At 71.5% G+C, this 21,425-nt stretch carries 23 protein-coding genes; 15 read left to right on the top strand and 8 right to left on the bottom strand.

Going from position 1 to position 21,425, the window contains the following annotated elements:
* Positions 1-36: 36 nt before the first annotated feature.
* Positions 37-1,155, top strand: coding sequence for a lycopene cyclase family protein (locus tag ACWF7A_RS06370; protein WP_452249373.1), 1,119 nt, complete (start codon positions 37-39; stop codon positions 1,153-1,155).
* Here the strand turns inward: ACWF7A_RS06370 and ACWF7A_RS06365 are convergent.
* Genes ACWF7A_RS06365 through ACWF7A_RS06350 form a run of 4 tightly spaced genes read right to left on the bottom strand, consistent with a single transcriptional unit; the run spans position 1,145 to position 4,058 of the window.
* A complete protein-coding gene (locus ACWF7A_RS06365; protein WP_452249372.1) occupies positions 1,145-1,945 on the bottom strand; it encodes an ABC transporter permease subunit in 801 nt (266 codons plus the stop codon). The genes ACWF7A_RS06370 and ACWF7A_RS06365 overlap by 11 nt on opposite strands.
* Positions 1,935-2,822 carry an ABC transporter ATP-binding protein gene (locus tag ACWF7A_RS06360; RefSeq protein ID WP_452249371.1) on the bottom strand — a complete coding sequence of 296 codons (888 nt, stop codon included), beginning with the start codon at positions 2,820-2,822 and terminating at the stop codon, positions 1,935-1,937. The genes ACWF7A_RS06365 and ACWF7A_RS06360 overlap by 11 nt, the downstream gene beginning before the upstream one ends.
* A complete protein-coding gene (locus tag ACWF7A_RS06355; protein WP_452249370.1) occupies positions 2,819-3,418 on the bottom strand; it encodes a hypothetical protein in 600 nt (199 codons plus the stop codon). Before ACWF7A_RS06355 ends, ACWF7A_RS06360 begins: the two co-directional genes overlap by 4 nt.
* Entirely contained in the window at positions 3,366-4,058 is a 693-nt protein-coding gene (locus ACWF7A_RS06350; protein ID WP_452249369.1) for a universal stress protein, read from the bottom strand. The genes ACWF7A_RS06355 and ACWF7A_RS06350 overlap by 53 nt, the downstream gene beginning before the upstream one ends.
* Positions 4,059-4,211: 153 nt before the next feature.
* Between ACWF7A_RS06350 and ACWF7A_RS06345 the strand changes: the two genes are divergently transcribed.
* Entirely contained in the window at positions 4,212-5,585 is a 1,374-nt protein-coding gene (locus ACWF7A_RS06345) for an MBL fold metallo-hydrolase RNA specificity domain-containing protein (RefSeq protein WP_452249368.1), read from the top strand.
* A 5-nt stretch (positions 5,586-5,590) separates the two neighbouring features.
* Here ACWF7A_RS06345 and ACWF7A_RS06340 read toward each other — a convergent pair whose 3' ends face one another.
* Positions 5,591-6,595, bottom strand: a complete 1,005-nt coding sequence (locus tag ACWF7A_RS06340; RefSeq protein ID WP_452249367.1) for an Acg family FMN-binding oxidoreductase — start codon at positions 6,593-6,595, stop codon at positions 5,591-5,593.
* A gap of 138 nt (positions 6,596-6,733) precedes the next feature.
* Here ACWF7A_RS06340 and ACWF7A_RS06335 point away from each other — a divergent pair, with 138 nt between their 5' ends.
* Positions 6,734-8,410: a GAF domain-containing sensor histidine kinase gene (locus ACWF7A_RS06335; protein ID WP_452249366.1), complete on the top strand. Its 1,677-nt coding sequence runs from the start codon at positions 6,734-6,736 to the stop codon at positions 8,408-8,410.
* 119 nt (positions 8,411-8,529) lie between these two features.
* Here the strand turns inward: ACWF7A_RS06335 and ACWF7A_RS06330 are convergent, their stop codons facing one another.
* The 3 genes from ACWF7A_RS06330 to ACWF7A_RS06320 all read right to left on the bottom strand — a co-directional run bounded on the left by ACWF7A_RS06330 (position 8,530) and on the right by ACWF7A_RS06320 (position 9,778).
* A complete protein-coding gene (locus tag ACWF7A_RS06330) occupies positions 8,530-9,186 on the bottom strand; it encodes a response regulator (RefSeq protein ID WP_452249365.1) in 657 nt (218 codons plus the stop codon).
* 81 nt (positions 9,187-9,267) lie between these two features.
* Positions 9,268-9,501 (bottom strand): SHOCT domain-containing protein, encoded by a 234-nt coding sequence (locus ACWF7A_RS06325; RefSeq protein ID WP_452249364.1) that lies wholly within the window; start codon positions 9,499-9,501, stop codon positions 9,268-9,270.
* Between the two features lie 7 nt (positions 9,502-9,508).
* Positions 9,509-9,778 (bottom strand): DUF1876 domain-containing protein, encoded by a 270-nt coding sequence (locus ACWF7A_RS06320; RefSeq protein ID WP_452249363.1) that lies wholly within the window; start codon positions 9,776-9,778, stop codon positions 9,509-9,511.
* A 128-nt stretch (positions 9,779-9,906) separates the two neighbouring features.
* Between ACWF7A_RS06320 and ACWF7A_RS06315 the strand changes: the two genes are divergently transcribed.
* From ACWF7A_RS06315 to ACWF7A_RS06260, 12 genes are all read left to right on the top strand, one after another.
* The gene (locus ACWF7A_RS06315; RefSeq protein WP_452249362.1) at positions 9,907-10,599 is read left to right on the top strand and encodes a hypothetical protein; all 693 of its coding nucleotides are present in this window, start codon (positions 9,907-9,909) and stop codon (positions 10,597-10,599) included.
* Positions 10,600-10,624: 25 nt separating this feature from the next.
* The gene (locus ACWF7A_RS06310) at positions 10,625-11,191 is read left to right on the top strand and encodes a CBS domain-containing protein (RefSeq protein WP_452249361.1); all 567 of its coding nucleotides are present in this window, start codon (positions 10,625-10,627) and stop codon (positions 11,189-11,191) included.
* The gene (locus tag ACWF7A_RS06305) at positions 11,191-12,069 is read left to right on the top strand and encodes a universal stress protein (RefSeq protein WP_452249360.1); all 879 of its coding nucleotides are present in this window, start codon (positions 11,191-11,193) and stop codon (positions 12,067-12,069) included. The genes ACWF7A_RS06310 and ACWF7A_RS06305 overlap by 1 nt, the downstream gene beginning before the upstream one ends.
* Positions 12,066-12,281, top strand: coding sequence for a DUF1918 domain-containing protein (locus ACWF7A_RS06300; protein WP_452249359.1), 216 nt, complete (start codon positions 12,066-12,068; stop codon positions 12,279-12,281). Before ACWF7A_RS06305 ends, ACWF7A_RS06300 begins: the two co-directional genes overlap by 4 nt.
* 3 nt (positions 12,282-12,284) lie before the next feature.
* Entirely contained in the window at positions 12,285-13,499 is a 1,215-nt protein-coding gene (locus tag ACWF7A_RS06295) for an MgtC/SapB family protein (protein ID WP_452249358.1), read from the top strand.
* A gap of 71 nt (positions 13,500-13,570) precedes the next feature.
* Positions 13,571-14,089 (top strand): universal stress protein, encoded by a 519-nt coding sequence (locus ACWF7A_RS06290; RefSeq protein ID WP_452249357.1) that lies wholly within the window; start codon positions 13,571-13,573, stop codon positions 14,087-14,089.
* A gap of 33 nt (positions 14,090-14,122) precedes the next feature.
* Entirely contained in the window at positions 14,123-16,717 is a 2,595-nt protein-coding gene (locus ACWF7A_RS06285; protein WP_452249356.1) for a bifunctional acetate--CoA ligase family protein/GNAT family N-acetyltransferase, read from the top strand.
* A gap of 23 nt (positions 16,718-16,740) precedes the next feature.
* Complete coding sequence (locus tag ACWF7A_RS06280) at positions 16,741-17,196, top strand: universal stress protein (RefSeq protein WP_452249355.1); 456 nt, start codon at positions 16,741-16,743, stop codon at positions 17,194-17,196.
* Entirely contained in the window at positions 17,193-17,588 is a 396-nt protein-coding gene (locus tag ACWF7A_RS06275; protein ID WP_452249354.1) for a CBS domain-containing protein, read from the top strand. Before ACWF7A_RS06280 ends, ACWF7A_RS06275 begins: the two co-directional genes overlap by 4 nt.
* Positions 17,569-20,097, top strand: a complete 2,529-nt coding sequence (locus ACWF7A_RS06270) for an HAD-IC family P-type ATPase (RefSeq protein ID WP_452249353.1) — start codon at positions 17,569-17,571, stop codon at positions 20,095-20,097. The genes ACWF7A_RS06275 and ACWF7A_RS06270 overlap by 20 nt, the downstream gene beginning before the upstream one ends.
* The gene (ppk2, locus tag ACWF7A_RS06265) at positions 20,097-20,918 is read left to right on the top strand and encodes a polyphosphate kinase 2 (protein WP_452249352.1); all 822 of its coding nucleotides are present in this window, start codon (positions 20,097-20,099) and stop codon (positions 20,916-20,918) included. The genes ACWF7A_RS06270 and ppk2 overlap by 1 nt, the downstream gene beginning before the upstream one ends.
* The gene (locus tag ACWF7A_RS06260) at positions 20,915-21,325 is read left to right on the top strand and encodes an Hsp20/alpha crystallin family protein (protein WP_452249351.1); all 411 of its coding nucleotides are present in this window, start codon (positions 20,915-20,917) and stop codon (positions 21,323-21,325) included. The genes ppk2 and ACWF7A_RS06260 overlap by 4 nt, the downstream gene beginning before the upstream one ends.
* The last annotated feature ends 100 nt before the right edge of the window (positions 21,326-21,425 follow it).

Genomic DNA, 21,425 nt, shown 5'->3' with positions numbered 1-21,425 from the left:
GTGGTGGACGAGGACGTTTCCTCACAGAGTGGTGGCATGACGCGCATCGTGATCGCAGGAGCCGGGCTCAGCGGGCTGAGTCTCGCGGCACACCTCGCCGTGATGGACCACCGGCACCCGGTGGTCGTGGTCGATGACGGCCGCGATCCGTTGAACACCAGGGCATGGGCTTCGTGGAGCGATCGGGCCGGCCTGCTGGACGCCGCGGCCTGCCGGTGGTTCGACAAGATCCGGGTGCACGTGAACGGCGCCACGAAAGTGCTGCGCCTCGGCCGTTACCGGTACCGGGTGGTGCGTGGCGCGGACCTGGCCGCGGTCGCGCGGAGGTTCACCGGTCCGTTGCGGCATTTCACCTTTCTCGAAGGACACGTGGATCGGATCGAGGACGACGGCGTGGTGGTGGACGGGCGGCACCTGCGGGCACGGTGGGTCTTCGACAGCGTGCTCGGACCGGCGGAGGAGCCGACGGCGGACGCGCTCCTGGCGTTCCGCGGATGGCGTGTGCGGACCGAACGGGCCGCCTTCGACGCGGAGATGCCGACGCTGTTCGACTTCCGGACGCCGCAGGCGCGCGGCGCGAGTTTCGTGTACGTACTGCCGGACGACACCCATCATGCTCTCGTCGAACACACGTCGTTCCTGGCGCCGGACGCGGCGACAGATCAGGCGGCGCAACGACAAGCTCTCGCCGAGTACCTCGCCGAGGTCGTCGGCGCCGGGAGGTACGAGATCGAACGGGAGGAACACGCGGTGCTTCCGCTGCGAGCCGGGCAGACCAGGCGGGTGAACGGCAACGTGCTCACGATCGGCGCCAAGGGCGGGTTGCTCAAGGCGTCCACGGGGTTCGCGTTCCAGCGCGTGCAGCGGGACAGCGCCGCCATCGCGGAGTCGTTGCACCGCAACGGCCACCCGTTCGCGTTGCCGACGGAGCCGGCGAGGTTCCGGATGTTCGACGGCGTGTTGCTGGACGTGGTGACGAAGGCCCCCGCCCAGCTGGAGCGGGCGTTCGGTGCGTTGTTCCGCTACGGCACCGCGGAGCCCGCGCTGCGGTTCCTCGACGAGGCCACGACACCGTCACAGGAATGGCGGTTGTTCGCCGGGATGCCGGCGGCGACGTATCTGGCCGCCGCACGGCACCGGCTGCTCAGCTCCTGATCTCGCGGCGTTCGAACGCCGCCGCCGCGCCTGCCACGAGCAGGGCGGTGAGCACGAGCAGGCCGATCAGTCCCAGCCAGTTCGGGTCGCCCGTCAGCGCCTCGTTCACGCCGGCGTGGTGGAACGGGGACAACACCCGCCACGGCCGCAGTCCGGTGGCGAGCGCGGACAGGGCGTCCAGCAGATACGTGAACAGTGCCAGGCCCACGGCCACGCCGATCGCCAGACCACGTCGTCCGGTCAGCGCGCCGACGAGCAGGGCGACGGCACCGAACGGAAGCGCCACCACCGCGCTGGCCAGCACCGCCGCCAGCAGGTCCTGCCACGGCACGCCCAGGCCCGCGACGGCGCTGCCGACGACGAGCACGACGGCGAACGCACCGGTGACGACGGCGACCGCGGTGAGCACGGCGGCGGCCTTGTCCAGCACGAGACGGGTGCGGGAGATCGGGTTGGCCAGCAACAGGTCCATCGTGTGGCTCTGCTCCTCGGCCGCGGTGGCCCTGGCGGCCTGCCCGATCGCGATGCCGAGCAGCACGAGCGGTGCGAGGAAGCCGAACACCTCGCCCTGGAGGTATCCGACGCCGCTGGCCAGGGACTGCTGGACGTTGAACAGCGCCTTGAACGCCTCCGGGTAGGAGTCGAGCAGCTTCTCGAAGTCCCCGGCCGCGTCGCGGACGGCGGGGTAGACCGCGAGCTGCAGCAACACGCTCGCCACCAGCGCGACACCCCAGCCGATGATGCCAGACTGGTTGTCGCGCAGGGACTTCGCCATCAGTTCAGCCTTCATCGCCGTGCTCCTCGGTGTAGTGCACGAAGATGTCCTCGAGGTCGGGCTCGTGGCTGGTCACGTTGAGCAACGGGAACCGGGCAGCGGTGCGGACGAGCTCTCCGACGGCGCCGGTGACGCGGCATCTGACCTCGGTTCCGTCGGCCCGCACGGCCTTCACTCCGGGGATCCCGCTGAACGACGCCGCCGCGACCTCCTCGGCGAAGGTGAACGTCAGCTCCCGCACCGCGTTCGCCTTCAGCGAGGCGACGGTGTCCTCGACGACCAGGCTGCCCGCGAGCAGGATGCCGACCCGGTCCGCCACGTGCTCCACCTCGGACAGCACGTGCGAGGAGAACAACACCGTGCCGCCGCCGTCGGTGTACTCGCGCAGGTACGCGTGGAACTCCCGTTGCGCGAGCGGGTCGAGGCCGGACGCGGGTTCGTCGAGGATCACCAGGTCGGGGTGGTGCGCGAAGGCCTGCACGAGTCCGAGCTTCTGCCGGTTGCCCTTGGAGAGCTCGTCCGTGCGGCGGTCCAGGTCCAGGTCGAGGCGCTTCGCGAGCGTCGTCGCCTCGCCGAGGTCCGCGTGGTCGCGCAACGCTCCGCAGAACCGCAGGTAGTCGGCGCCGGTGAGACGGTCGTAGAGCACCAGTTCTCCCGGCAGGTAACCGATGCGGCCGCGCAGCCGGGGCGACATCGACTCACCGAACAGCGTGATGCCGCCGCGCGTCGGCCTGATGACGTCGATGAGCAGGCGCAGGGTGGTGGTCTTGCCGGCGCCGTTCGGCCCGAGCAACCCGTAGACCTCACCCTGGCGCACTTCCAGGTTCAGGTCGTGCAGGGCCGTGGTCCTGCCGTAGCGCTTGGTGAGCTGACTGGTGCTGACGACGTTCATCGCGGACCTCCGGTCTCGGCGGAGTGCTTGACGGTGCGCAGGACCGCGCGGCTGATGACGCCGATGAACGGTGTGCTGATCCGCCAGTAGCGGCGGAAGCTGAGCCACGCGTGCGGGTCCGTGAGCACGACCCGCGTCTCCGCGGTGACGAGCGAGCGCCGCTCGCCGTACGGGAGGACCGAGATCGAGCAGACGACCTTGGCGTAACCGGGTTCGGCGAAGTCGGTGAAGTCGCGTGCCTCCACGGGGACCCACTTCACGACCGGCTGCCACACCTTGCCGATCGCTCCGAAGACGATCTCCTGACCGGGCTGCTCGCCCAGCACGACCCAGTCGGAGCCCGTCGCGAGGTCGTTGATGGTCAGGCGGGTCCGCCGCCGGGGCGTCCGGCGGTCGCGCTCGCGCCAGGCTTCGGGCAGCTCGCGCAACCGCACCGCGGCCGTGACCAGGAACCCGTGCAGTTCGGTCAGGTCCAGGTCGTGCACGGCCTGGAACGCCGTCGCGGGATCGGCCTCGACGACAACGTGGTCGGTACGGCCGAACTCACACCGAGGTGCGAACCGGTCGACGAGGAGCGGGGACGGAAGGGGTGCCACGGCGTTCCTCCTGTACGGGTCGGTGCACCACGAGAACGGGGCACGGCGCGTGGTGCAACGCCGCCCTGGTCACCGCTCCGCAGGCGCGGGTCTCACCGGGACCGACGACGAGCAGGTCGCTGTCGGTGCAGCGGCTGATGGCCTCGTGCGGTTGCCGCCGCACGAGCACGGCGGTGTGCGGGAACCCGCCCAGGAACGCGGCGGACTTGGCGAGCACCCAGCTGTGGTCCTCGTCGAGGTCCTCGCGCAGCACGGGCGGCGGAGCGGCGTTCAGCAGCCGCAGCACGGCTCCGCGCCGCAGGGCGAAGTCCGCGGCGGCCGCGAGCACGAGCTCGTCGTCCTGGCCGCCGCTCACCAGCGCGGTGACGCGGCCGTGCTCGCCGCGCAGCGCGGCAGCCGTGCCGCGCACGACCACCGTGTCGCAGAAGGTCGCGCAGACCGAGGGGAGGACGTGCTTGCCGAGCCCGAGCGGTGAGCCGGTGCGGTGCTGGTAGCCCAGGACGACGAGCTGGGCGTGGAAGTGGTCCTGCGGCCGATGGGCCTCCACCTCGGCGTCGACCAGTTCTGCGTGCGCACGGGCCCAACGCGCGGCTGCCTCGTCCCAAGGGGAGCCGTCTGCGATCACCACGACAGGTTCCATGTCCTCACGGTCGCTCGCGGCGGGCGGCGTGCCCAGGGCGCAAAGCAGGCCGCTGCCCCGGGACGAAGGTCCTGCTCAGGCAGGGTCGCGCGCCGCTGGGAACGGAGCAGGGAGGAAGGGACCGTGTGGTCGGCGAGTACGAGGAGGCTGAGGATGAGCACGCTGACGTTCCTCGGTGGCGCTGGCACGGTCACCGGCAGCAAGTACCTGTTCGACACGGGCGGTTCGCAGGTCCTGGTCGACTGCGGGCTGTTCCAAGGCCTCGCGCCGCTGCGACGGCGGAACTGGAAGCAGCCACCGCTCGACCTCGACCGCCTGGACGCCGTCGTGCTCACCCACGCCCACCTCGACCACTGCGGCTACCTGCCGGTGCTGGTGCGCAACGGGTGGCGCGGACCGGTGTTCACCACCGAGGGCACCGCGGACCTGGCCGCGATCGTGCTGGCCGACAGTGCCCACCTGATGGTGGAGGAGGCCCGTCAGGCCAACGAGGCGGGGTGGACCAAGCACCGGCCCGCGCTACCGCTCTACGACGCGGACGACGCCGACCGCGCCTCCCGGCTGTTCCGGCCGATCGACTTCGGGACGGTCCGCGCCGTGGCCGACGGCGTCGACCTGGAGTTCGGCCGCGCCGGACACATCCTCGGATCGGCGTGGGCCCACCTCACGTTCGGCGACCGCAGCGCGGTCGTGAGCGGTGACCTGGGCAGGCCGGCCCACCGGGTGCTGCTGCCACCGCAACCGAGGCCCGCGTGCGACACGTTGCTGATCGAGTCGACCTACGGCGACCGCCGGCACGACGACGCCGCGGCGACCGCGCTGTTCGCGAACACCATCCGCCGCACGGCCGCACGGGGTGGCAGCGTGCTGATCCCCGCGTTCGCGGTGGACCGGACCGAGGTGATCCTCGTCGAACTGGCCAAACTCGTGTCTGCGGGCGAGATCCCGGACCTGCCGGTGCTCGTCGACAGCCCGATGGCGCTCGCGTCGCTGCGGGTCTACCGGCAGGCGGTGGCGAAGAGGTGGGCGGAGATCCGTCCCGAACTGCTGGACGGCGACGACGCGTTCGACCCCGGCCGGCTCGCGGAGCTGCACACCGCGACCCAGTCGATGCAGGCCAACAACCCGAGGACCCCGTCGATCATCATCTCGGCCTCCGGCATGGCCACCGGCGGGCGGGTGCTGCACCACCTGAAGTCGATGCTGCCCGACAGCCGGCACACGATCGTCGTCGTCGGGTACGCGGCAGCCGGCACACGGGCGCGGCAGCTGGCCAGCGGCGCCCGCGAGATCAAGATCCACGGCCGTTACGTGCCGGTGAAGGCCGAGGTGCGGGTGCTGGACGCGTTCAGCGCCCACGCCGACGCGGACGAACTGCTGACGTGGGCGGCCACCGGCCCGGCACCGGGCACGGCGTACGTGGTGCACGGCGAACCGGCGGGGGCCGAAACGCTGGCCCAGCGCCTGGAATCCGAGCACGGCTGGATCGCCGTGGTCCCGCGTGACGGCGAACAGGTTCTGGTGTGATCGGCTCAGTTCACCGAGGGGGACGGCTCCAGCAGCAGTTCGGTGACCGGGAACCGCGGTGTGGCGGGAACGGGAGAGCTGAAACCGATGCGCAGCACGGTCTGCGGGACCAGCACCCCGCCGAGCTCCCGGCGGAGCTCCTCGCGCACGCTGCGCACCTCGATCGGCTGGGAGAGGAACGAAGCGGACAGCCCGAGGGTGGTCGCGGTGAGCAGCACCCGCTGCATTGCCTGTCCGGCCTGCAGTTCGCCCAGCGGTCCGTTGTAGTGCGAGCAGACGACGAGCACCAGCGGATTGGACTCGTAGTCCTTGCCGGGCAGGCGATCGTGCTCCTGGCCGGGGTCGAAGTCGCGGAACGCCCACTCGTCCTGCGCCTGCGGGCGGACTCCCGCGGAGGCGGGCGGCACACCGTCGTGGGCACCTGGCCGGTGACCGGTGAGGGACCGGAGTTCCACCTGGACGTCCTGGTCTTCCAGCTGGATCTGGTGGGCGCGCCGCACGAGGTGCTTCAGCCGGGCGACGTCCCCGCGGGTGGCGACGACGTGCAGCCACGAGCGTTCCAGCTCGGCTGCCCGCACCAGCGCGTGCCGCTGGCGTCCGTCCACCCCGGACTCGAAGAACGGGCGGCGGTTGGTCCGGCGTGCGGGAACGGCGCGCAGCAGGGCACGACTCTCGTCGTCCGGCCGGAACACGCCACCCCGGCGGATCGTGGCGAGCGCACCCGGTGCGGCCTGACCAGGCAGGAGGGTGACCAGCGGGCGAACCCCGAGCCCTTGCAACGCCATGCGGAGGTTGAAGAGCGCCGCACCACAGGACAGTCGCAGCTCCCGCGCGTCCGGATCGGTCGCGGGGAGACGGCGTCCCATGTCCGCGTGCAGTTCTATGCGGTCTGGCAGCAGACGGAACCGCCACGGCTGGCTGTTGTGCACCGACGGCGCGAGCGACGCGGCCTCGAGAACGGTCCGCACCTGGTCAGGGGCCAGCCCCAGCGCCGAGGACACCTCGGTCATGCCTTCACCTCATGTGTATCCGGAAGATCGTGGTGCGATCCACCCTCACTCCTGGGGGGCCACGATCACACGGCCGAAGGTCCCGAGCTGCCAGGGACCGCCTGGTGTTGTGACAACGACTGCGGCAAGGTGTGATCCATGACTGGTTCAGGAGAGAGCCGGGCACGCAGCCTGCTCGGTGGTTTGCGCCTGGACGAACTGCTCGACGAGATGCGGGAACGGCTGGCCGAGATCGGCTCCACACGCGACAAGATGCAGGGACTGCTCGACGCGGTCCTGGCCGTCGGCGCGGGACTGGAGCTCGACTCGACGCTGCAGCGCATCGTGCAGGCCGCTGTCGAGCTCGTGGGCGCGCGGTACGGCGCGCTGGGAGTGCTGGGACAGCGGGACAACCTCTCGCAGTTCGTCTACGTGGGCATCGATCCCGAGACCCGCTCGAAGATGGGCCATCTCCCCGAGGGCAAGGGGCTGCTGGGGTTGCTCATCAAGGAACCGAGGGCGATCAGGCTGCACGACATCGCCGAGCACGCGGCGTCGGTGGGTTTCCCGGCGAACCACCCGCCGATGCACAGCTTCCTCGGTGTGCCGGTCCGGGTGCGCGACGAGATCTTCGGCAACCTGTACATGACCGAGAAGAACAACGGCGAGGACTTCACCGCCGACGACGAGGTGGTGCTGGAGGCGCTCGCGGCGGCGGCCGGTGTGGCGATCGAGAACGCGCGTCTGTTCGAGCGGTCCCGGATGCGCGAGCGGTGGCTGGAAGCGACCGCGGAGATCAACTCGCAACTGCTGGGCGGTGCCTCGGGAGACGACGCGCTGAACCTGATCGCCCAGCGCTCGGTGGAGCTGACGTCGGGTTGCAGTGCGATGGTGCTGCTCACCGAGGGAACCGACCGGCTGCGGCCCGCCGCCCAGGCCGGTGCCGCGCTGGCGGACGGGGCGATCGACCCGCGCGGGACCCTGCTGGCCGAGGTGCTGGAGACCGGGGCACCCGCGCTCGCCGAGGAGGTCGAAGGGCTCTTCGGTTCCGGCGGCACCGAACTGGGAGCCTGCGTGATCGTGCCGATGCGCGCCGGTGCGGCGGTGGCCGGCCTGCTGGTGTGCGTGCGGGAGAAGGGCACCACGCCGTTCAACGCTGACCTCATGCCGTTGCTGGCGTCGCTGGCGGACCAGGCCGTGGTGGCGCTGGAGTTCGCCGAGAACCAGAAGGCGCGCCGGCTCGTCGACGTGCTGGCGGACCGCGACCGCATCGCCCGCGACCTGCACGACCACGTCATCCAGCGGCTCTTCGCCACCGGCATGAGCCTGCAGGGCTCGCTGACCTGGGTGAACCACCCCGAGGCCCGCAAGCGGGTGCAGAAGGCCGTGAACCAGCTCGACCAGACGGTGCTGGAGATCCGGACGTCGATCTTCGACCTGCAGGCGGACATGGGCGACACGGGTCTGCGCCGCAGGTTGCTGGACATCGTCGCCGAGCTCACCGAGGGTGCCGCGCTGACGCCCGCCGTGCGGATGAGCGGCACGATCGACAACCTGGTGCCCGACCACATCGGCGAGCACGCCGAGGCCGTGGTCCGCGAAATGGTCAGCAACGCGTTGCGGCACTCCCACGCCACCGACCTCACGCTCACCGTCGAGGCGGGGGACGCGCTGGTCATCTCCATGGTGGACAACGGAGTCGGCATGCCGCCGCACGTCGCCCGCAGCGGGCTGCGCAACCTGGAGCAGCGCGCCGAGGGGTACGGCGGGACGTGTGCCGTCGCGGACGAACCCGGCGGCGGCACACGGGTGACCTGGCAGGTCCCTCTGGACTAGGGCCTGTGCCGGAGTTCGGTCCGCGACAGCCGGGCCTGAGGCCGCACCACCTCGAGCGCGACTCCCGTCGAACCGGGCTTCGGCACAGGCTCCAGCCGCGGCAGGCGTGCCGGAGGGCCCTAGCCGTCCTCGCGCGGCTCGGGCGGCGCGGCGAGCTTGGACGCGAGCACGGCGGCCTGCGTGCGGCGTTCCAGGCCGAGCTTGGCGAGCAGGTGGGACACGTAGTTCTTGACGGTCTTCTCCGCCAGGAACATCTTGTCTGCGATCTGCCGGTTGGTCAGGCCCTCGCCGATCAGGTCCAGCACCGTGCGCTCCTGCTCGGTGAGGGAGCGCACCGGGTCGCCCTGCTCGCGTTCGCGCCGGATCCGGTTCAGCAGCGCGGCGGTCGAGCGCGCGTCGAGCAGGGACTGCCCGGCCGCGACCGTCTTCACGGCGTTGGTGAGGTCGCTTCCCACGATGCGCTTGAGCACGAACCCCGACGCACCGGCCATGATCGCGTCGAACAGCGCCTCGTCGTCGGTGAACGACGTCAGCATCAGGCACTTGAGGTCCGGCAGCCGGGACATCAGCTCACGGCACAGCTCGATGCCGTTGCCGTCGGGCAGCCGCACGTCGAGCACGGCCACGTCCGGTGCCACCGCCGGCACCCTGGTGAGCGCCTCGGTGACCGAAGAAGCCTCACCGACGACCTCGAGGTCCTCGGAGGCGCTGAGAAGTTCCCTGATCCCGACGCGGACCACCTCGTGGTCGTCCACCAGGAACACACGCGATACCACCGCTGACCACCCTTCGCCCGCCGACAACACAATGGACGATCCCCTGGCCGCGGGGGCGTACACAGGGTCCAAAGACTCTGATCAACGAGTGCTCAGGGTCTTCCGCACGCGGTCGAACTCCTCGGTGTCGATCTCGCCCCTGGCCAGCCGCTCCTCCAGGATACGCAGCGCGGAGCCACGCCGGCCCGCCTCCGCGGTCCTGCGCAGCACCAGGACGCCCGCCACTGCGAGCGTGCTCCAAAAGATGATCATGCCCAGTGACATCATGACGATCCCGCCCCAGCTCATCGGGGCGCCGCCGTAGTACCACATCATGTCCGCCTCACTCGCTGCGCCGTGCGGGTGTCCCGGTGACGCCCTCGATGTCGTTCGCGGCCGTGTCGAGCAGCCGGTGCGCGAGGTCGGCCAGGGCGCGGGACGCGGCGAGCTCGTCGCCGATCTCCGGCACGTCCTGGTCCGCCGGGTTGAGCCGGGCCGTGCCGACACCGACCAGGTGCGTCGGGTCCTGCGTGTGCAGGCGCGCCTCGGCCCTGGTACGGCCCTCGTGCTCGTCGATGAGCAGCTCGACGCTCCACTTCTTGGCGGTGCTCATGAAAACCTCCTCGTCCGGGGCTTACAGGGTGTGGCGGCGCAGGTGTCCAGGCCGAGAGTCCAAGGGCCCGCGCCGGGTGAGCCGGTGCGCCCTGTCGAGGACCGGGCCGCGGGCGGGATGGTCGGGGCATGAGGTGGAACCCGGGAGAGGCAGCGGCGATCGTCGAGGCGGCGCGCAAGGCGCCGGTGTACAGCGCGGGCAGGCCGTGGGTGCTGGAGATGCACGGCCGGTCGGTCTTCCTGTACGAGGTGCCGCACAGGTCGTTGCGCGACCCGCTGGGCATGGACCGGCTGCTCACGTGCGGGGCCGCCCTGGAGCACGTGGTGCTCGCGGTCAGGGCCTCCGGCTGGCACGCGAAGGTCGTGTTCCCGCTCGACCACGCCAGCCGCGAGCTGCTCGCGGTCGTCAAGGCCGACCGCCGTCAGCCTCCCGGAGAGGAGGAACTCGGGCAGCACCGGGCGATCCGGCTGCCTGACGGCACCGGCGACGGCGACGCGCGGGACCTGGTGACGGCGAACCACTGGGCGGGCACCGAACTGCACCGCGTCGCCGACGACACGCTGGTCGTCGTCACGGTGGGGGACGCGCGCCCTGACCACGTGCGCGGTGGGGCGGCACTGCAGGCGGCGGTGCTGGCGGCCCGGTCGGCGGGCACGAGGGTCCGGCCGGTGGTCCACCTCATGCACCGCCAGACGTGGCGGGCCGGCCTGATCGAGAAGCACGAGCTCGCCGGATTCCCTCAGGCCGTGCTGCACGTGGGTGCCAAGGACCCGGACGGGGCGGGACCAACGACCGCGTCCTCGGGCGCGGCGCGTTCCTAGCGTCGGAAGCGGAAGGGAGAACGCCATGCGCGCTCGCGAGATCATGACCAGCCCGGCGATCACGGTGAAGCCGGAGGTGCCCGTGCGCGGGGCCGCGGCGTTGCTCGTGTCGCACGGGTTCACCGCGCTGCCGGTCGTCGACGACGACAAACGGCTCATCGGCATCGTGACCGAGGCCGACCTGCTGCGCAACGGCTACGGCGACGAGACGGGCTCGTCCCGCGTGGGCGACGTGATGACCACTCCGGCGGTGGGGATGGACGGTGACGCCCAGGTGCCGGTGCTGGCGCGCGCGATGGTCGACGACCACGTCCGCTGTTTCCCGATCGTGGACGGCGCACAGGTCGTCGGCGTCGTGACGCGGCGGGACCTCGTCCGGGCGCTCGCCAGGACGGACACGACCGTGCAGGCGGAGGTCCAGCGGGTGCTGGACATCTACGGCGGTAGTCGCAAGTGGACGGTCGTCCTCCGCGACGGCGAGGCGACGATCGGCGCCGAGAACGCCGACGAGGAGACCAGGAACGTTCTCGCGGCACTCGCCAAGTCGATCCACGGCGTGTTGCGGGTGCGCGTGCTGACAGGAGGAAAGTGATGAAGGGACCCGCCGCTCCGGTCGTGGTCGGCGTCGACGGCTCGTCCTCGGCACTGGCCGCGGTGAAGTGGGCCGCCACCGAGTGCGCCCGTCACCGCGCGCCGCTGAGACTGGTGCACGGATACGTCCTGCCGGCCCCCGGCTACACCGGGATCGTGATCACGAGCACCGAGATCCGCCGTGCGATCGAGGAGCAGTCCGACGCCTGGCTCACCGAAGCCGCCGCGGCCGCTCGCTCCGCGGCGCCGGACGTCGAGGTGACCACCGAGCGCGTGTGCGAGAACGGGACCGCGCTGCTGATCGGCGAGTCCCGCGAGGCCCGGCTGATGGTGCTCGGTTCGCAGGGACTCGGGACCGTCACGGGACTGCTGGTCGGCTCGACCGCCCTCGCTCTCGCGTCCCACGGCGAGTGCCCGCTCGTCGTCGTGCGCGGCACCGGGGTGCCGGGTGGTCCTGTCGTGGTCGGCGTCGACGGTTCCCCGACGAGCGAGGCGGCACTGGCCTTCGCCTTCGAGGCGGCCTCGGTGCGCGGCGCTCCGCTGACCGCGGTGACGTGCTGGCAGGACTTCATGGTGGAAAGCGCCTACACCGCGTCGCGGTTCACCGTGGACTGGGGCCAGGTCGAGGAGGACGAACGCAGGGTGCTCGCCGAGCGTCTCGCCGGGTGGCAGGAGAAGTACCCGGACGTCCCGGTCACCCGAGTCGTCCTGCGTGATCGGCCGGTGCGCGCGCTGATGCGGTACGGGTCCGAGGCACAGCTCGTGGTGGTGGGCAGCCGCGGGCACGGCGGTTTCGCCGGCATGCTGCTCGGGTCGACGAGTCAGGCGCTCGCGTACAACGCGCCGTGCCCGCTGGCGATCGTGAGGCCGGTGTCGTGAAGGCGAAGGCGGGTGACTGGCTGGTCGTCGAGGGGCCTGTCGTGGACCACGGCGGACGGCGCGGGCAGATCGTGCGGCTGCGGCACGAGGACGGCAGCCCGCCGTACGTGGTGCGGTGGCTGGACAACGGCCACGAGTCTCTGGTCTTCCCCGGCCCGGATGCGCACGTCGTCACGGCCGAAGACGAGGCCGCACGCCTGAACGTGGGCTGAGGCGTGGGTACCGCCGTCGCGCTCGGCCACCTCGCGACGGCGCTCGCGATCGGCCTGCTGCTCGGGGTGGAGCGCGAGCACGACAACGCGCGCGACTCCACCAGGCCGGCGGGTTCGCGCACGTTCCCGCTGATCGCGCTGGCCGGTGCGATCAGCGCCGCGCTGTCCCCGGTCGCGCTGGGCGTGGCGCTCGGCGCGGTGGCCGCGCTGGTCATCGCCTGGTACCTGCGCACCACCGAACCCGGTGCCACGACCGAGATCGCCGCCGTCGCGACGTTCCTGCTCGGCGCGCTCGCGTGGTCACGACCAGAGCTCGCGGTGCCTGCCGGCGTGGCGGCCGCGGCCCTGCTGGCGGCGAAACGGCCGTTGCACCGGTTCGCGCGCAAGGTGATCAGCGACCAGGACGTGCGGGACGCGATGATCCTCTTCGTCGTCGCGTTCGTCGTGCTGCCGTTGCTGCCCAACCGTCCGCTCGGCCCGTACGGCGTGCTGAACCCCGCCCGGGTGTGGTGGCTGGTCATCGCGGTCACGGTCATCGGCTGGGCGGGGTACGTCGCGGCCAGGGCGTTCGGTGAACGCTGGGGCCTGCTGGTCGCCGGGTTCGCCGGCGGGTTCGTCTCCGGCTCGGCGACGACGGCGGTGATGGCCCGCAGGTACCGGGTCGTCGGCGCGGCCGCGTTTCCCGGAGCCGTGGCGGTCAACCTCGCCACGCTCGCGCAGATCCTCGCGGTGACCGCCGTCGCGAGCCCGCAGGTCGCGCTGAGCCTGCTGCCCGCGGTCGGCGCGGGCGTCGCGGTGCTGCTGGCCGAGGTCGCGTGGCTGGTGTGGCGCACGAAACCCGCGGACGTGGCGAATGACGAACCCGTGGTCAGCAGACCCATGTCGCTCAGGGCCGCACTGTCCCTCGCGGCGGTCCTGGTGCTGTTCCTCGTGGCCACCCGTGCCGCGGCGGAGTGGCTCGGTGGCGGGGGAGTGGTGGCCGCGAGTGCCCTCGGTGGCCTCGCGGACGCGCACGCCGCGGCGATCGCGGCCGCTTCCCTCGCGCCGCGGTCGATCCCCGTGCACACGGCCGTGCTGGCGTGCGGCGCCGCGCTGGCCACGAACACCGTCGTGAAGCTGGTCCTCGCCACCGTCACGGGCGGTCCGCGTTTCGCGCTGCGGCTGGGCGCGTGGCTGGCGCCGGTCGTCGTCGCCGTGGCTCTCGGGATGGCCTGGTAGGACGAAGGTCCCGGACGCCGGAGGACCCCGGGCACTCACCCGCGACACGGCGGACCGCGAGGCTGAAGTACATGAGAGAGAACGAATCCCGGCCCATCGTGGTCGGCGTGGACGGGTCTCCTGCCGCCCTGGAGGCGCTGAGGTGGGCCGTCGCCGAAGCCCGGTTGCGCGGCTGCCGCGTCGAAGCGGTCTCCGCGTGGCACATGGACTACGGCATGGCCATCGGGTCGATGGCCGCCGAGATCGCCCTGCAGCTGTCACCGGAGAACAGGCGCGCGGCGCAGCAGGAGGTGCTGGACGGAGCCGTCGAGCCGTTCAAGGACGTCGAGATCCTGCGGCTGCTCGTCGAGGGCGACCCGAGGACCGCGCTCGTCAGGGCGGCGCAGGACGCGGAACTGCTCGTGGTGGGCAGTCGCGGGCACGGGCCGATCGTCGAGGCGATCATCGGCTCGGTCAGCTCCTACTGCGTGCACCACGCGCCGTGCCCGGTGGTCGTGGTCCGCGCGCCGAAGCCCGTCGAGACCGAGGCCGTGCCCGAACAGCGGACCGCCGCTCCAGCCGCACCGCTCACCCCCGGCCCCCTGCTCTGACCGCTCGCGGATCTCCGCCGAGGAAGGATCGACATGACCTCGTCACAGGCTCCCGTCCGGGCACTGCTCGCGGACGGAACGGCCGTCACGGTCCGCGAACTGGGGCCTGCCGACGTGTCGGCGCTGCTGGACCTGCACCGGTCGTTGCCGGTCGAGGACAGGTACCTGAGGTTCTTCAGCACCTCGACGCACCAGCTCGAGGACTTCGTGCAGCGCATGGTGTCCCCGGACGAACCCGGCCACGTCGTGATGGGCGCGCTGCGGGGTGACCGGCTGCTGGGCGCGGCGAGCTACGTCCTGATGGCCGACGCCGACTGCGCGGAGGTCGCGCTGGTCGTGTCGCACGCCGAGCAGACGCACGGCATCGGCACCTTGTTGCTGGAGCACCTGGTCTCCCTGGCCCGCGGACGGGGCGTGCGCCGGTTCACGGCCGAGGTCCTCGCCATGAACTTCCGGATGCTGCGGGTCTTCACCGACATGGGTCTGGTGTGGACGGTCGTGCCCGACGGCGACGTCGTGCACGTCGACCTGGGCCTGGAGGCCTGCGACCGCTATCTCGACGCGGTGGCCGAACGCGAGGCCGTCGCCGACGTCGCGAGTCTCACGCACGTGCTGCGTCCGGGGTCGATCGCCGTGGTGGGCGCGGGCAGGTCGGCCGACTCGGTCGGCCACGTCGTGCTGCGCAACCTGGTCGAGGGGAACTTCACCGGCGACCTGTACGCCGTCAACCCGCACGCGAAGTCCGTCGCCGGCGTCGACTGCTACCCCTCGGTGACCGCGCTGCCCGAACCACCGGACCTCGCGGTGCTGTGCGTCCCGGCCAAGGCCGTGCCCAGCGTCGCCGAGGAGTGCGGACGCCGGGGAGTGCGGGCCGTGGTCGTCATCTCGTCCGGCGTGGACGCCGGCGAACTGGCGAAAGTCGTGCGCACCTACGACATGAGGCTGGTCGGCCCGAACTGCCTGGGCGTCTCGACGACCGCGCCCGCCGTCCGGATGAACGCCACCTTCGCCGCCCACAGCACGCTCGCGGGCGACATCGGGCTGGTCACGCAGTCCGGCGGCATCGCCATCGGCGTGCAGGAGGAGCTGCGACGCCTGGGACTCGGGCTGTCGAGCCTGGTGTCGACCGGCGACAAGCTCGACGTCAGCGGCAACGACCTGCTGATGTGGTGGGAACACGACCAGGACACCCGGTTCGTGGTGCTGTACCTCGAGTCCTTCGGCAACGCGCGCAAGTTCGCCCGCCTGGCCCGGCGCGTCGCCCGCGAGAAGCCGGTGCTCGCGATCCGGTCCGCCACCAGCGAGGCCGGGCAGCGCGCCGCCGCATCCCACACGGCCTCGGCCGCGACGCCGTCGGTCACCAGGGACGCGCTGTTCCGCCAGGCCGGCGTGATCGCGGTGGACGGCGTGCCGGAGCTCGTCGACGTGCTGATGGCCCTGAGCTGGCAACCGCTGCCGGCAGGCCGTTCCGTCGCCGTGGTGAGCAACGCCGGCGGTCTCGGCGTCCTGGCCGCGGACGCGTGCGTGCGGGAAGGACTGCACGTGGCGGACCTGTCCGAGAAGACGGTCGCCGCGCTGCGCAAGCTGCTGCCACCGGTCGCGAGCACGCACGACCCGGTCGACACGACCGCCGTGGTGGACGAGGCGACGTTCGCCCGCTGCCTGGACGTCGTCGCGGCCGATCTGTCCGTCGACGCCGTGATCACCGTGACCGTGCCGACCGCGCTCGGCGACCCCACCGGGGGAGTGCACCGCGTCGAGGGCAAGCCGGTGCTGGCCGTGCGCACGGGGCAGACCGAACGGCTCGCGGGCGAGGTGCCCTGCTACGCCGAACCCGCCCGCGCGGCGGCGGCGCTCGCCCGGCTCGCGGAACGCGCGGAGTGGCTGGCGAGGCCGGCGGAGATCCCCGAGCTCGACGGCGTGGACCTGGTCACGGCTCAGGCGGTCGTGGCACGCCGCGGTGAGGGCTGGCTGACGCCGGACGAGGTCGTGACGCTGCTCAAGGCGTTCGACCTGCCGGTGCTCGGTGGCACGTTCGCCACGACCGCCGAACACGCGGCATCGGCGCAACGCGCGTACGACGCGCCGGTGGCACTCAAGGCCGTGGCCGACGACCTGCTGCACAAGAGCAAGGGCGGCGGCGTGGAACTCGGCGTCGCCGACGCCGACGGTGTGGCCGCCGCTTTCCGCGCGTTCCAGGAGCGCTTCGGCGACCGGCTGCGCGGCGTGTTCGTGCAACCGATGGCCGACCGCGGAAGGGAGCTCCTCGTCGGGGTGGCGACCGACGAGAAGTTCGGGCCGCTCGTCGTGACGGGGCTGGGCGGCGTGGACACCGACGTCATCGACGACAGGACCGCCGCGCTGGCACCGCTGTCCACTGCGGACGCGGACGGCCTGCTGCACAGCTTCCGCGCGGCCGGTGCCGCGCTGGCGGACGCAGACAGGGAGTCCGTGCGTGACGTCCTGCTCCGGGTCGCCGCGCTCGCCGCGGCACTGCCCGAGGTGGTCGAGCTCGACATCAACCCGCTCGTCGTGTCGGAGAAGGGGTGCCTGGTGGTCGACGCCAGGGTCCGCGTCGCACCCGCGCGGCGGACCGACCCGTTCCTGCGGCGGCTGCGGACCAGCTGACAACACGAGACGAGGAGATCGAGATGAGCACGAACGCGAAGCCCGTCGTGGTGGGTGTGGACGGGACGCCCGCTTCGGACCGCGCGCTCACGTGGGCGGTGGACGAGGCCGTCGTGCGCGGATGCCCGCTGCACGTCGTGAACGTCTGGCAGTACGAGGCGCTGGTCGACTGGACGGAGACCTCGGCCCAGCGCGAGAAGGCCGCGTCGGAGCGGCTGATGGAGCAGGCGCTGGACCGCGTGCTCGAAGGCAGGACCGACCGGCCGGAGATCGTGCGGCGCAGCCTGCGCGGGTCCGCGGCCGAGGTGCTGGAGACGGCGTCGGAGGGCGCGGCGATGCTGGTCGTCGCCTCGCACACGGACCACCGGATCCGGCAGGCGGTCCTCGGCTCGACCAGCATGCACGTGGTGCGCCACGCGCACGCCCCGATCGTCGTGATCCCGGTGACCGACCGCGAGCACGCGGAGAGCACGCGATGAAGGCCGGAGACCTGGTGATGCGGCCACTCGTGACCGTGGGGCCGCGCGACTTCGCTCGTCACGCCGAAGGGCTGATGGACGACTTCGGCCTCACCGTCCTGCCGGTCGTCGACCGGCTGGGGTTCCTCGGCGTGGTGACCAGGGCGGGGTGCCGGCGTGACGACGAGGACGCGCCCAAGGTGGAGCGGGTCATGACCAGGCCGGCGCTCACCGTCGGACCCGGTTTCGACGCGGAGTCGCTCTTCGAGGCGATGACCCGCTACGAGGTGATCTGCGTGCCGGTCCTCGACGAGGGACAGCTCGTCGGGATGGTCAACCGCCTCGACGTGCTGCGGGCGCTCAGCCACGAAGACCCGCACCTGAGGGTGGACCATGCCGGTCACCGCTCCTGAGCGCGAGGACGTCGTCCACCACGGGCTGCCCGCTGCGGAGGTCGTCCTGCTCGCCGAGTCCGATTCCGGCGCCGGCCTCTCGGCCGCCGAGTGGCGGGACCGGCTGGCCCGGCTCGGTCCCAACGAGCTGCCCGCTCACCGCGGGCCGGGGTGGGTGGTGCGGCTGCTCGGACAGCTGCACCACCCGCTCATCTACGTGTTGCTCGCGGCGGCGACGATCACCGCCGCGCTCGGCGAGGTCGTGGACGCGTCGGTGGTGTTCGGCGTCGTCGTGGTCAACGCGATCATCGGGTTCGTCCAGGAGGCACGGGCCGAACGGGCGCTGGACGCGTTGACCGCGATGGTGCGCACCGAGGTCACGGTCGTGCGAGACGGACTCACCACTCGCGTTCCGTCCGCGGAGCTCGTGCCCGGCGACCTCGTGGTGCTGGAGGCGGGTGACCAGGTCGGCGCCGACCTCCGGCTGATGTCCACCGACGAACTGCACGTCGACGAGTCGGCGCTGACCGGGGAGTCCGTACCGGTGACGAAGAACCCGGTGACGCTGCCCTCGGACACCGCCCTCGCCGATCGCGCGAACATGGCCTACTCCAGCACGCTGGTGACCGCGGGCGCCGGGCGCGGTGTCGTGGTCGCGACCGGTGCGGACACCGAGATCGGCCGGGTGCACCGGCTGGTGAGCACCACGACCACCGTGCAGACCCCGCTGACGCGCAAGCTCGCCCATTTCAGCCAGGTGCTGACCGTGGTGATCCTCGGGCTCGCCGCCTTCAGCGTCGTGGTGGGAGTGCTGCGCGGCGAGCCGTTCGCCGAGATGGTGACTGCGGCCGTCGCTCTCGCCGTCGGCGCGATCCCGGAGGGTCTGCCCGCGGCCGTCACGGTGACGCTGGCGATCGGCGTGGCGCGGATGGCGCGGCGCAACGCGATCATCCGGCGTCTGCCCGCCGTGGAGACGCTGGGCAGCACCACCGTGATCTGCACGGACAAGACGGGAACCCTGACGGCCAACGCGATGACGGTCGGCACGGTCGTCCTGACCGCGGGGACGCGCTACGAGCTCTCCGGGATCGGTTATGCCCCTGAGGGTTCCGTCACGCCGTTCGTGACCCCGGTTCTGCGCGAGTGCCTGCTGGCCGGTCTGGCGTGCAACGACGCGCGGATCGTCGAGGAGGACGGGCGCTGGCTGCCGATCGGTGATCCGACCGAGGCCGCGCTGGTGGTGGCGGCGCGCAAGGCCGGGCTGTGCGAGGACGACGTGCCCGCACGGGTGGACACGCTGCCGTTCAGCTCGGAGCGGCTGTTCATGGCGACCAGGCACGCGAACGACGTGGTGTACGTCAAGGGCGCGGTCGAACGCGTCCTGGCGCTGGCGGGATTCGACCACTTCCCGGAGGCCGAGGAACTGGCTCACACCGGCCTGCGGGTGCTCGCGATCGGCCGCGCGGCGGGTGCGGAGCTGACCGAGGAGGGCTTGCGCGGCACCGTCGAACTGCTGGGCGTCGTGGCGATGCACGACCCCGCCCGTCCCGAGGCGATCGAGGCGGTGCGGGCCTGCCAGGCGGCGGGCATCGAGGTCAAGATGATCACCGGCGACCACCCGGCGACCGCGCGCTCGATCGCGGCCGAGTTCGGGATCTCCTCCGTGCACGCCCGCGTGGCGCCGGAGGAGAAGTTGCGGCTGGTGAAGGAGATGCAGGCCGCCGGCGAGGTGGTCGCGATGACCGGTGACGGGGTGAACGACGCCCCCGCGCTGCGGCGCGCGGACATCGGCGTGGCGATGGGCAAGGGAGGCACCGAGGTCGCGAAGCAGGCGGCTGACATGGTGCTGACCGACGACAACTTCGCCTCGATCCGCGCCGCGGTCGAGGAGGGCCGCGCGGTCTTCGACAACCTGCGCAAGTTCATCATCTGGACGCTGCCCACGAACATGGCCGAGGGACTGGTGATCCTCACCGCGATCCTGCTCGGCGTGGCGTTGCCGATCCTGCCCGTGCAGATCCTGTGGATCAACATGACCACGGCCGTCGCACTGGGACTGACGCTGGCGTTCGAACCGCGCGAGCCGGGCGTGATGAACCGCCCGCCGTTGCCGCCCTCGCTGCCGTTGCTGACCAGGCAGCTCGTCGGACGCATCCTGTTCGTCTCGGCGATCCTGCTCGCGTGCTCGTTCGGCGCGTTCCGCTGGCAGCTCTCGGCCGGCGCGTCGCTCGAGGTCGCGCGCACCGTGGCGGTGAACGTGTTCGTCGGCGCACAGATCGCCTACCTGTCCAACTGCCGTTCGCTGGAACGCTTCCGGCCGAGCACCGGACCGAACCGGTGGCTGCTCGTCGGTGTCGCGCTGACGGTCGGACTGCAGCTGCTGCTCACGTACGCGCCGTTCATGAACACGTTGTTCCACACCGCTCCGCTCGGCTGGCAGGCCTGGGGCGCGGTGGTGGCGCTGAGCGCGGCGTCGTACGTGCTGGTGGAGCTGGAGAAGTGGCGCCAGCGCAGGGGAAAGGGCGCCTGATGGACCGGTTGGGCCGCGAGACGTACGAGCGGGAGCTGCTGCGGCTGCAGACCGAGCTCGTGAAGCTGCAGGAGTGGGTCAGGGAGACCGGCGCGCGCCTGGTGGTGATCTTCGAGGGGCGTGACGCGGCGGGCAAGGGGTCGGCGATCAAGCGGATCACCGAGCACCTGAACCCCCGCGTCGCCCGGATCGTGGCGCTGCCGGCGCCGAGCGAACGTGAGCGCACCCAGTGGTACTTCCAGCGCTACGTGGCACATCTGCCGGCGGCGGGGGAGATCGTGCTGCTGGACCGCAGCTGGTACAACCGCGCGGGAGTCGAGCACGTGATGGGCTACTGCACGCCCGAGGAGCACCGGCTGTTCCTGCGCCAGTGCCCGCTGTTCGAGCGGATGCTCGTCGAGGACGGGATCCTGCTGCGCAAGTACTGGTTCTCGGTCAGCGACGCCGAGCAGGAACGCCGGTTCCGCAAGCGGCTCGACGACCCGCTCAAGCGGTGGAAGCTGTCCCCGATGGACCTCGAGTCGCTGACGCGCTGGGAGGACTACTCGCGCGCCAAGGACGAGATGATGGTCCACACCGACATCGCCGACTCCCCCTGGTACGTGGTCGAAGGCGACGACAAACGGCGCGCGCGGATCAACATGATCGCCCACCTGCTCGGCACCGTCGACTACCACGAGGTGACCGCGCCGCGGATCACCGTGCCCGACCGCCCGTCCTCGACGGGCTACCAGCGCACCGCACGCGCCCTGCAGACAGAGGTCCCCGATCACGCCGCGGGGCTGGTGCGACACAACCACGACAGGAAGGTGAGGACATGACATCGGTCGTCCGTCGTCCCTCCGGGGGACTGCACCCGGATCTGTGGGACGTGTTCGAGGCGTCCTGGCCGTTCTCGACCAGGCACCCCATGCACATCGAGGACTTCGTCGAGGACGGTGCCTACGTCGTCCGCGCGGAGCTGCCGGGACTCGACGTCGCGAAGGACGTCGACGTCAGCGCGGCCAACGGAGTGCTGACCATCAAGGCCAAGCGGGAGGAGACCACCAAGCAGCACCAGCGGACCGAGTTCCACTACGGCTCGTTCACCCGCGCCGTCACGCTGCCCACGGGGGCGGAGGCGGAGAACATCTCCGCGAAGTACGAGAAGGGCATCCTGGAGGTGCGCGTCCCGCTGCCCGCCGCACCGGAGGAGCGCAAGATCGAGATCGAGGTCCAGCCCGACTAGGCTGAGACCACGGGGGAAGGGCGCGGCGTGGCTCCGCGGGCAGGCCACGCCGCGCCGCTCGCCCCGAGTCCGTTGACGAGGTGCCTCCGGCGTCCACAGT

It is taken from the genome of Lentzea sp. NPDC055074 (assembly GCF_053608005.1).
This window is presented reverse-complemented; position numbering and strand designations above follow the sequence as displayed.

What these genes read in the sequence shown, in the direction of transcription:
- ACWF7A_RS06335 (WP_452249366.1), top strand. Translation starts at nt 6,734, where the DNA reads ATGACTGGTTCAGGAGAGAGCCGGGCACGCAGCCTGCTCGGTGGTTTG.
- ACWF7A_RS06360 (WP_452249371.1), bottom strand. Translation starts at nt 2,822, where the DNA reads ATGAACGTCGTCAGCACCAGTCAGCTCACCAAGCGCTACGGCAGGACC.
- ppk2 (WP_452249352.1), top strand. Translation starts at nt 20,097, where the DNA reads ATGGACCGGTTGGGCCGCGAGACGTACGAGCGGGAGCTGCTGCGGCTG.
- ACWF7A_RS06315 (WP_452249362.1), top strand. Translation starts at nt 9,907, where the DNA reads ATGAGGTGGAACCCGGGAGAGGCAGCGGCGATCGTCGAGGCGGCGCGC.
- ACWF7A_RS06290 (WP_452249357.1), top strand. Translation starts at nt 13,571, where the DNA reads ATGAGAGAGAACGAATCCCGGCCCATCGTGGTCGGCGTGGACGGGTCT.
- ACWF7A_RS06340 (WP_452249367.1), bottom strand. Translation starts at nt 6,595, where the DNA reads ATGACCGAGGTGTCCTCGGCGCTGGGGCTGGCCCCTGACCAGGTGCGG.
- ACWF7A_RS06370 (WP_452249373.1), top strand. Translation starts at nt 37, where the DNA reads ATGACGCGCATCGTGATCGCAGGAGCCGGGCTCAGCGGGCTGAGTCTC.
- ACWF7A_RS06325 (WP_452249364.1), bottom strand. Translation starts at nt 9,501, where the DNA reads ATGATGTGGTACTACGGCGGCGCCCCGATGAGCTGGGGCGGGATCGTC.
- ACWF7A_RS06305 (WP_452249360.1), top strand. Translation starts at nt 11,191, where the DNA reads ATGAAGGGACCCGCCGCTCCGGTCGTGGTCGGCGTCGACGGCTCGTCC.
- ACWF7A_RS06275 (WP_452249354.1), top strand. Translation starts at nt 17,193, where the DNA reads ATGAAGGCCGGAGACCTGGTGATGCGGCCACTCGTGACCGTGGGGCCG.
- ACWF7A_RS06310 (WP_452249361.1), top strand. Translation starts at nt 10,625, where the DNA reads ATGCGCGCTCGCGAGATCATGACCAGCCCGGCGATCACGGTGAAGCCG.
- ACWF7A_RS06350 (WP_452249369.1), bottom strand. Translation starts at nt 4,058, where the DNA reads ATGGAACCTGTCGTGGTGATCGCAGACGGCTCCCCTTGGGACGAGGCA.
- ACWF7A_RS06345 (WP_452249368.1), top strand. Translation starts at nt 4,212, where the DNA reads ATGAGCACGCTGACGTTCCTCGGTGGCGCTGGCACGGTCACCGGCAGC.
- ACWF7A_RS06285 (WP_452249356.1), top strand. Translation starts at nt 14,123, where the DNA reads ATGACCTCGTCACAGGCTCCCGTCCGGGCACTGCTCGCGGACGGAACG.
- ACWF7A_RS06320 (WP_452249363.1), bottom strand. Translation starts at nt 9,778, where the DNA reads ATGAGCACCGCCAAGAAGTGGAGCGTCGAGCTGCTCATCGACGAGCAC.
- ACWF7A_RS06280 (WP_452249355.1), top strand. Translation starts at nt 16,741, where the DNA reads ATGAGCACGAACGCGAAGCCCGTCGTGGTGGGTGTGGACGGGACGCCC.
- ACWF7A_RS06365 (WP_452249372.1), bottom strand. Translation starts at nt 1,945, where the DNA reads ATGAAGGCTGAACTGATGGCGAAGTCCCTGCGCGACAACCAGTCTGGC.
- ACWF7A_RS06260 (WP_452249351.1), top strand. Translation starts at nt 20,915, where the DNA reads ATGACATCGGTCGTCCGTCGTCCCTCCGGGGGACTGCACCCGGATCTG.
- ACWF7A_RS06270 (WP_452249353.1), top strand. Translation starts at nt 17,569, where the DNA reads ATGCCGGTCACCGCTCCTGAGCGCGAGGACGTCGTCCACCACGGGCTG.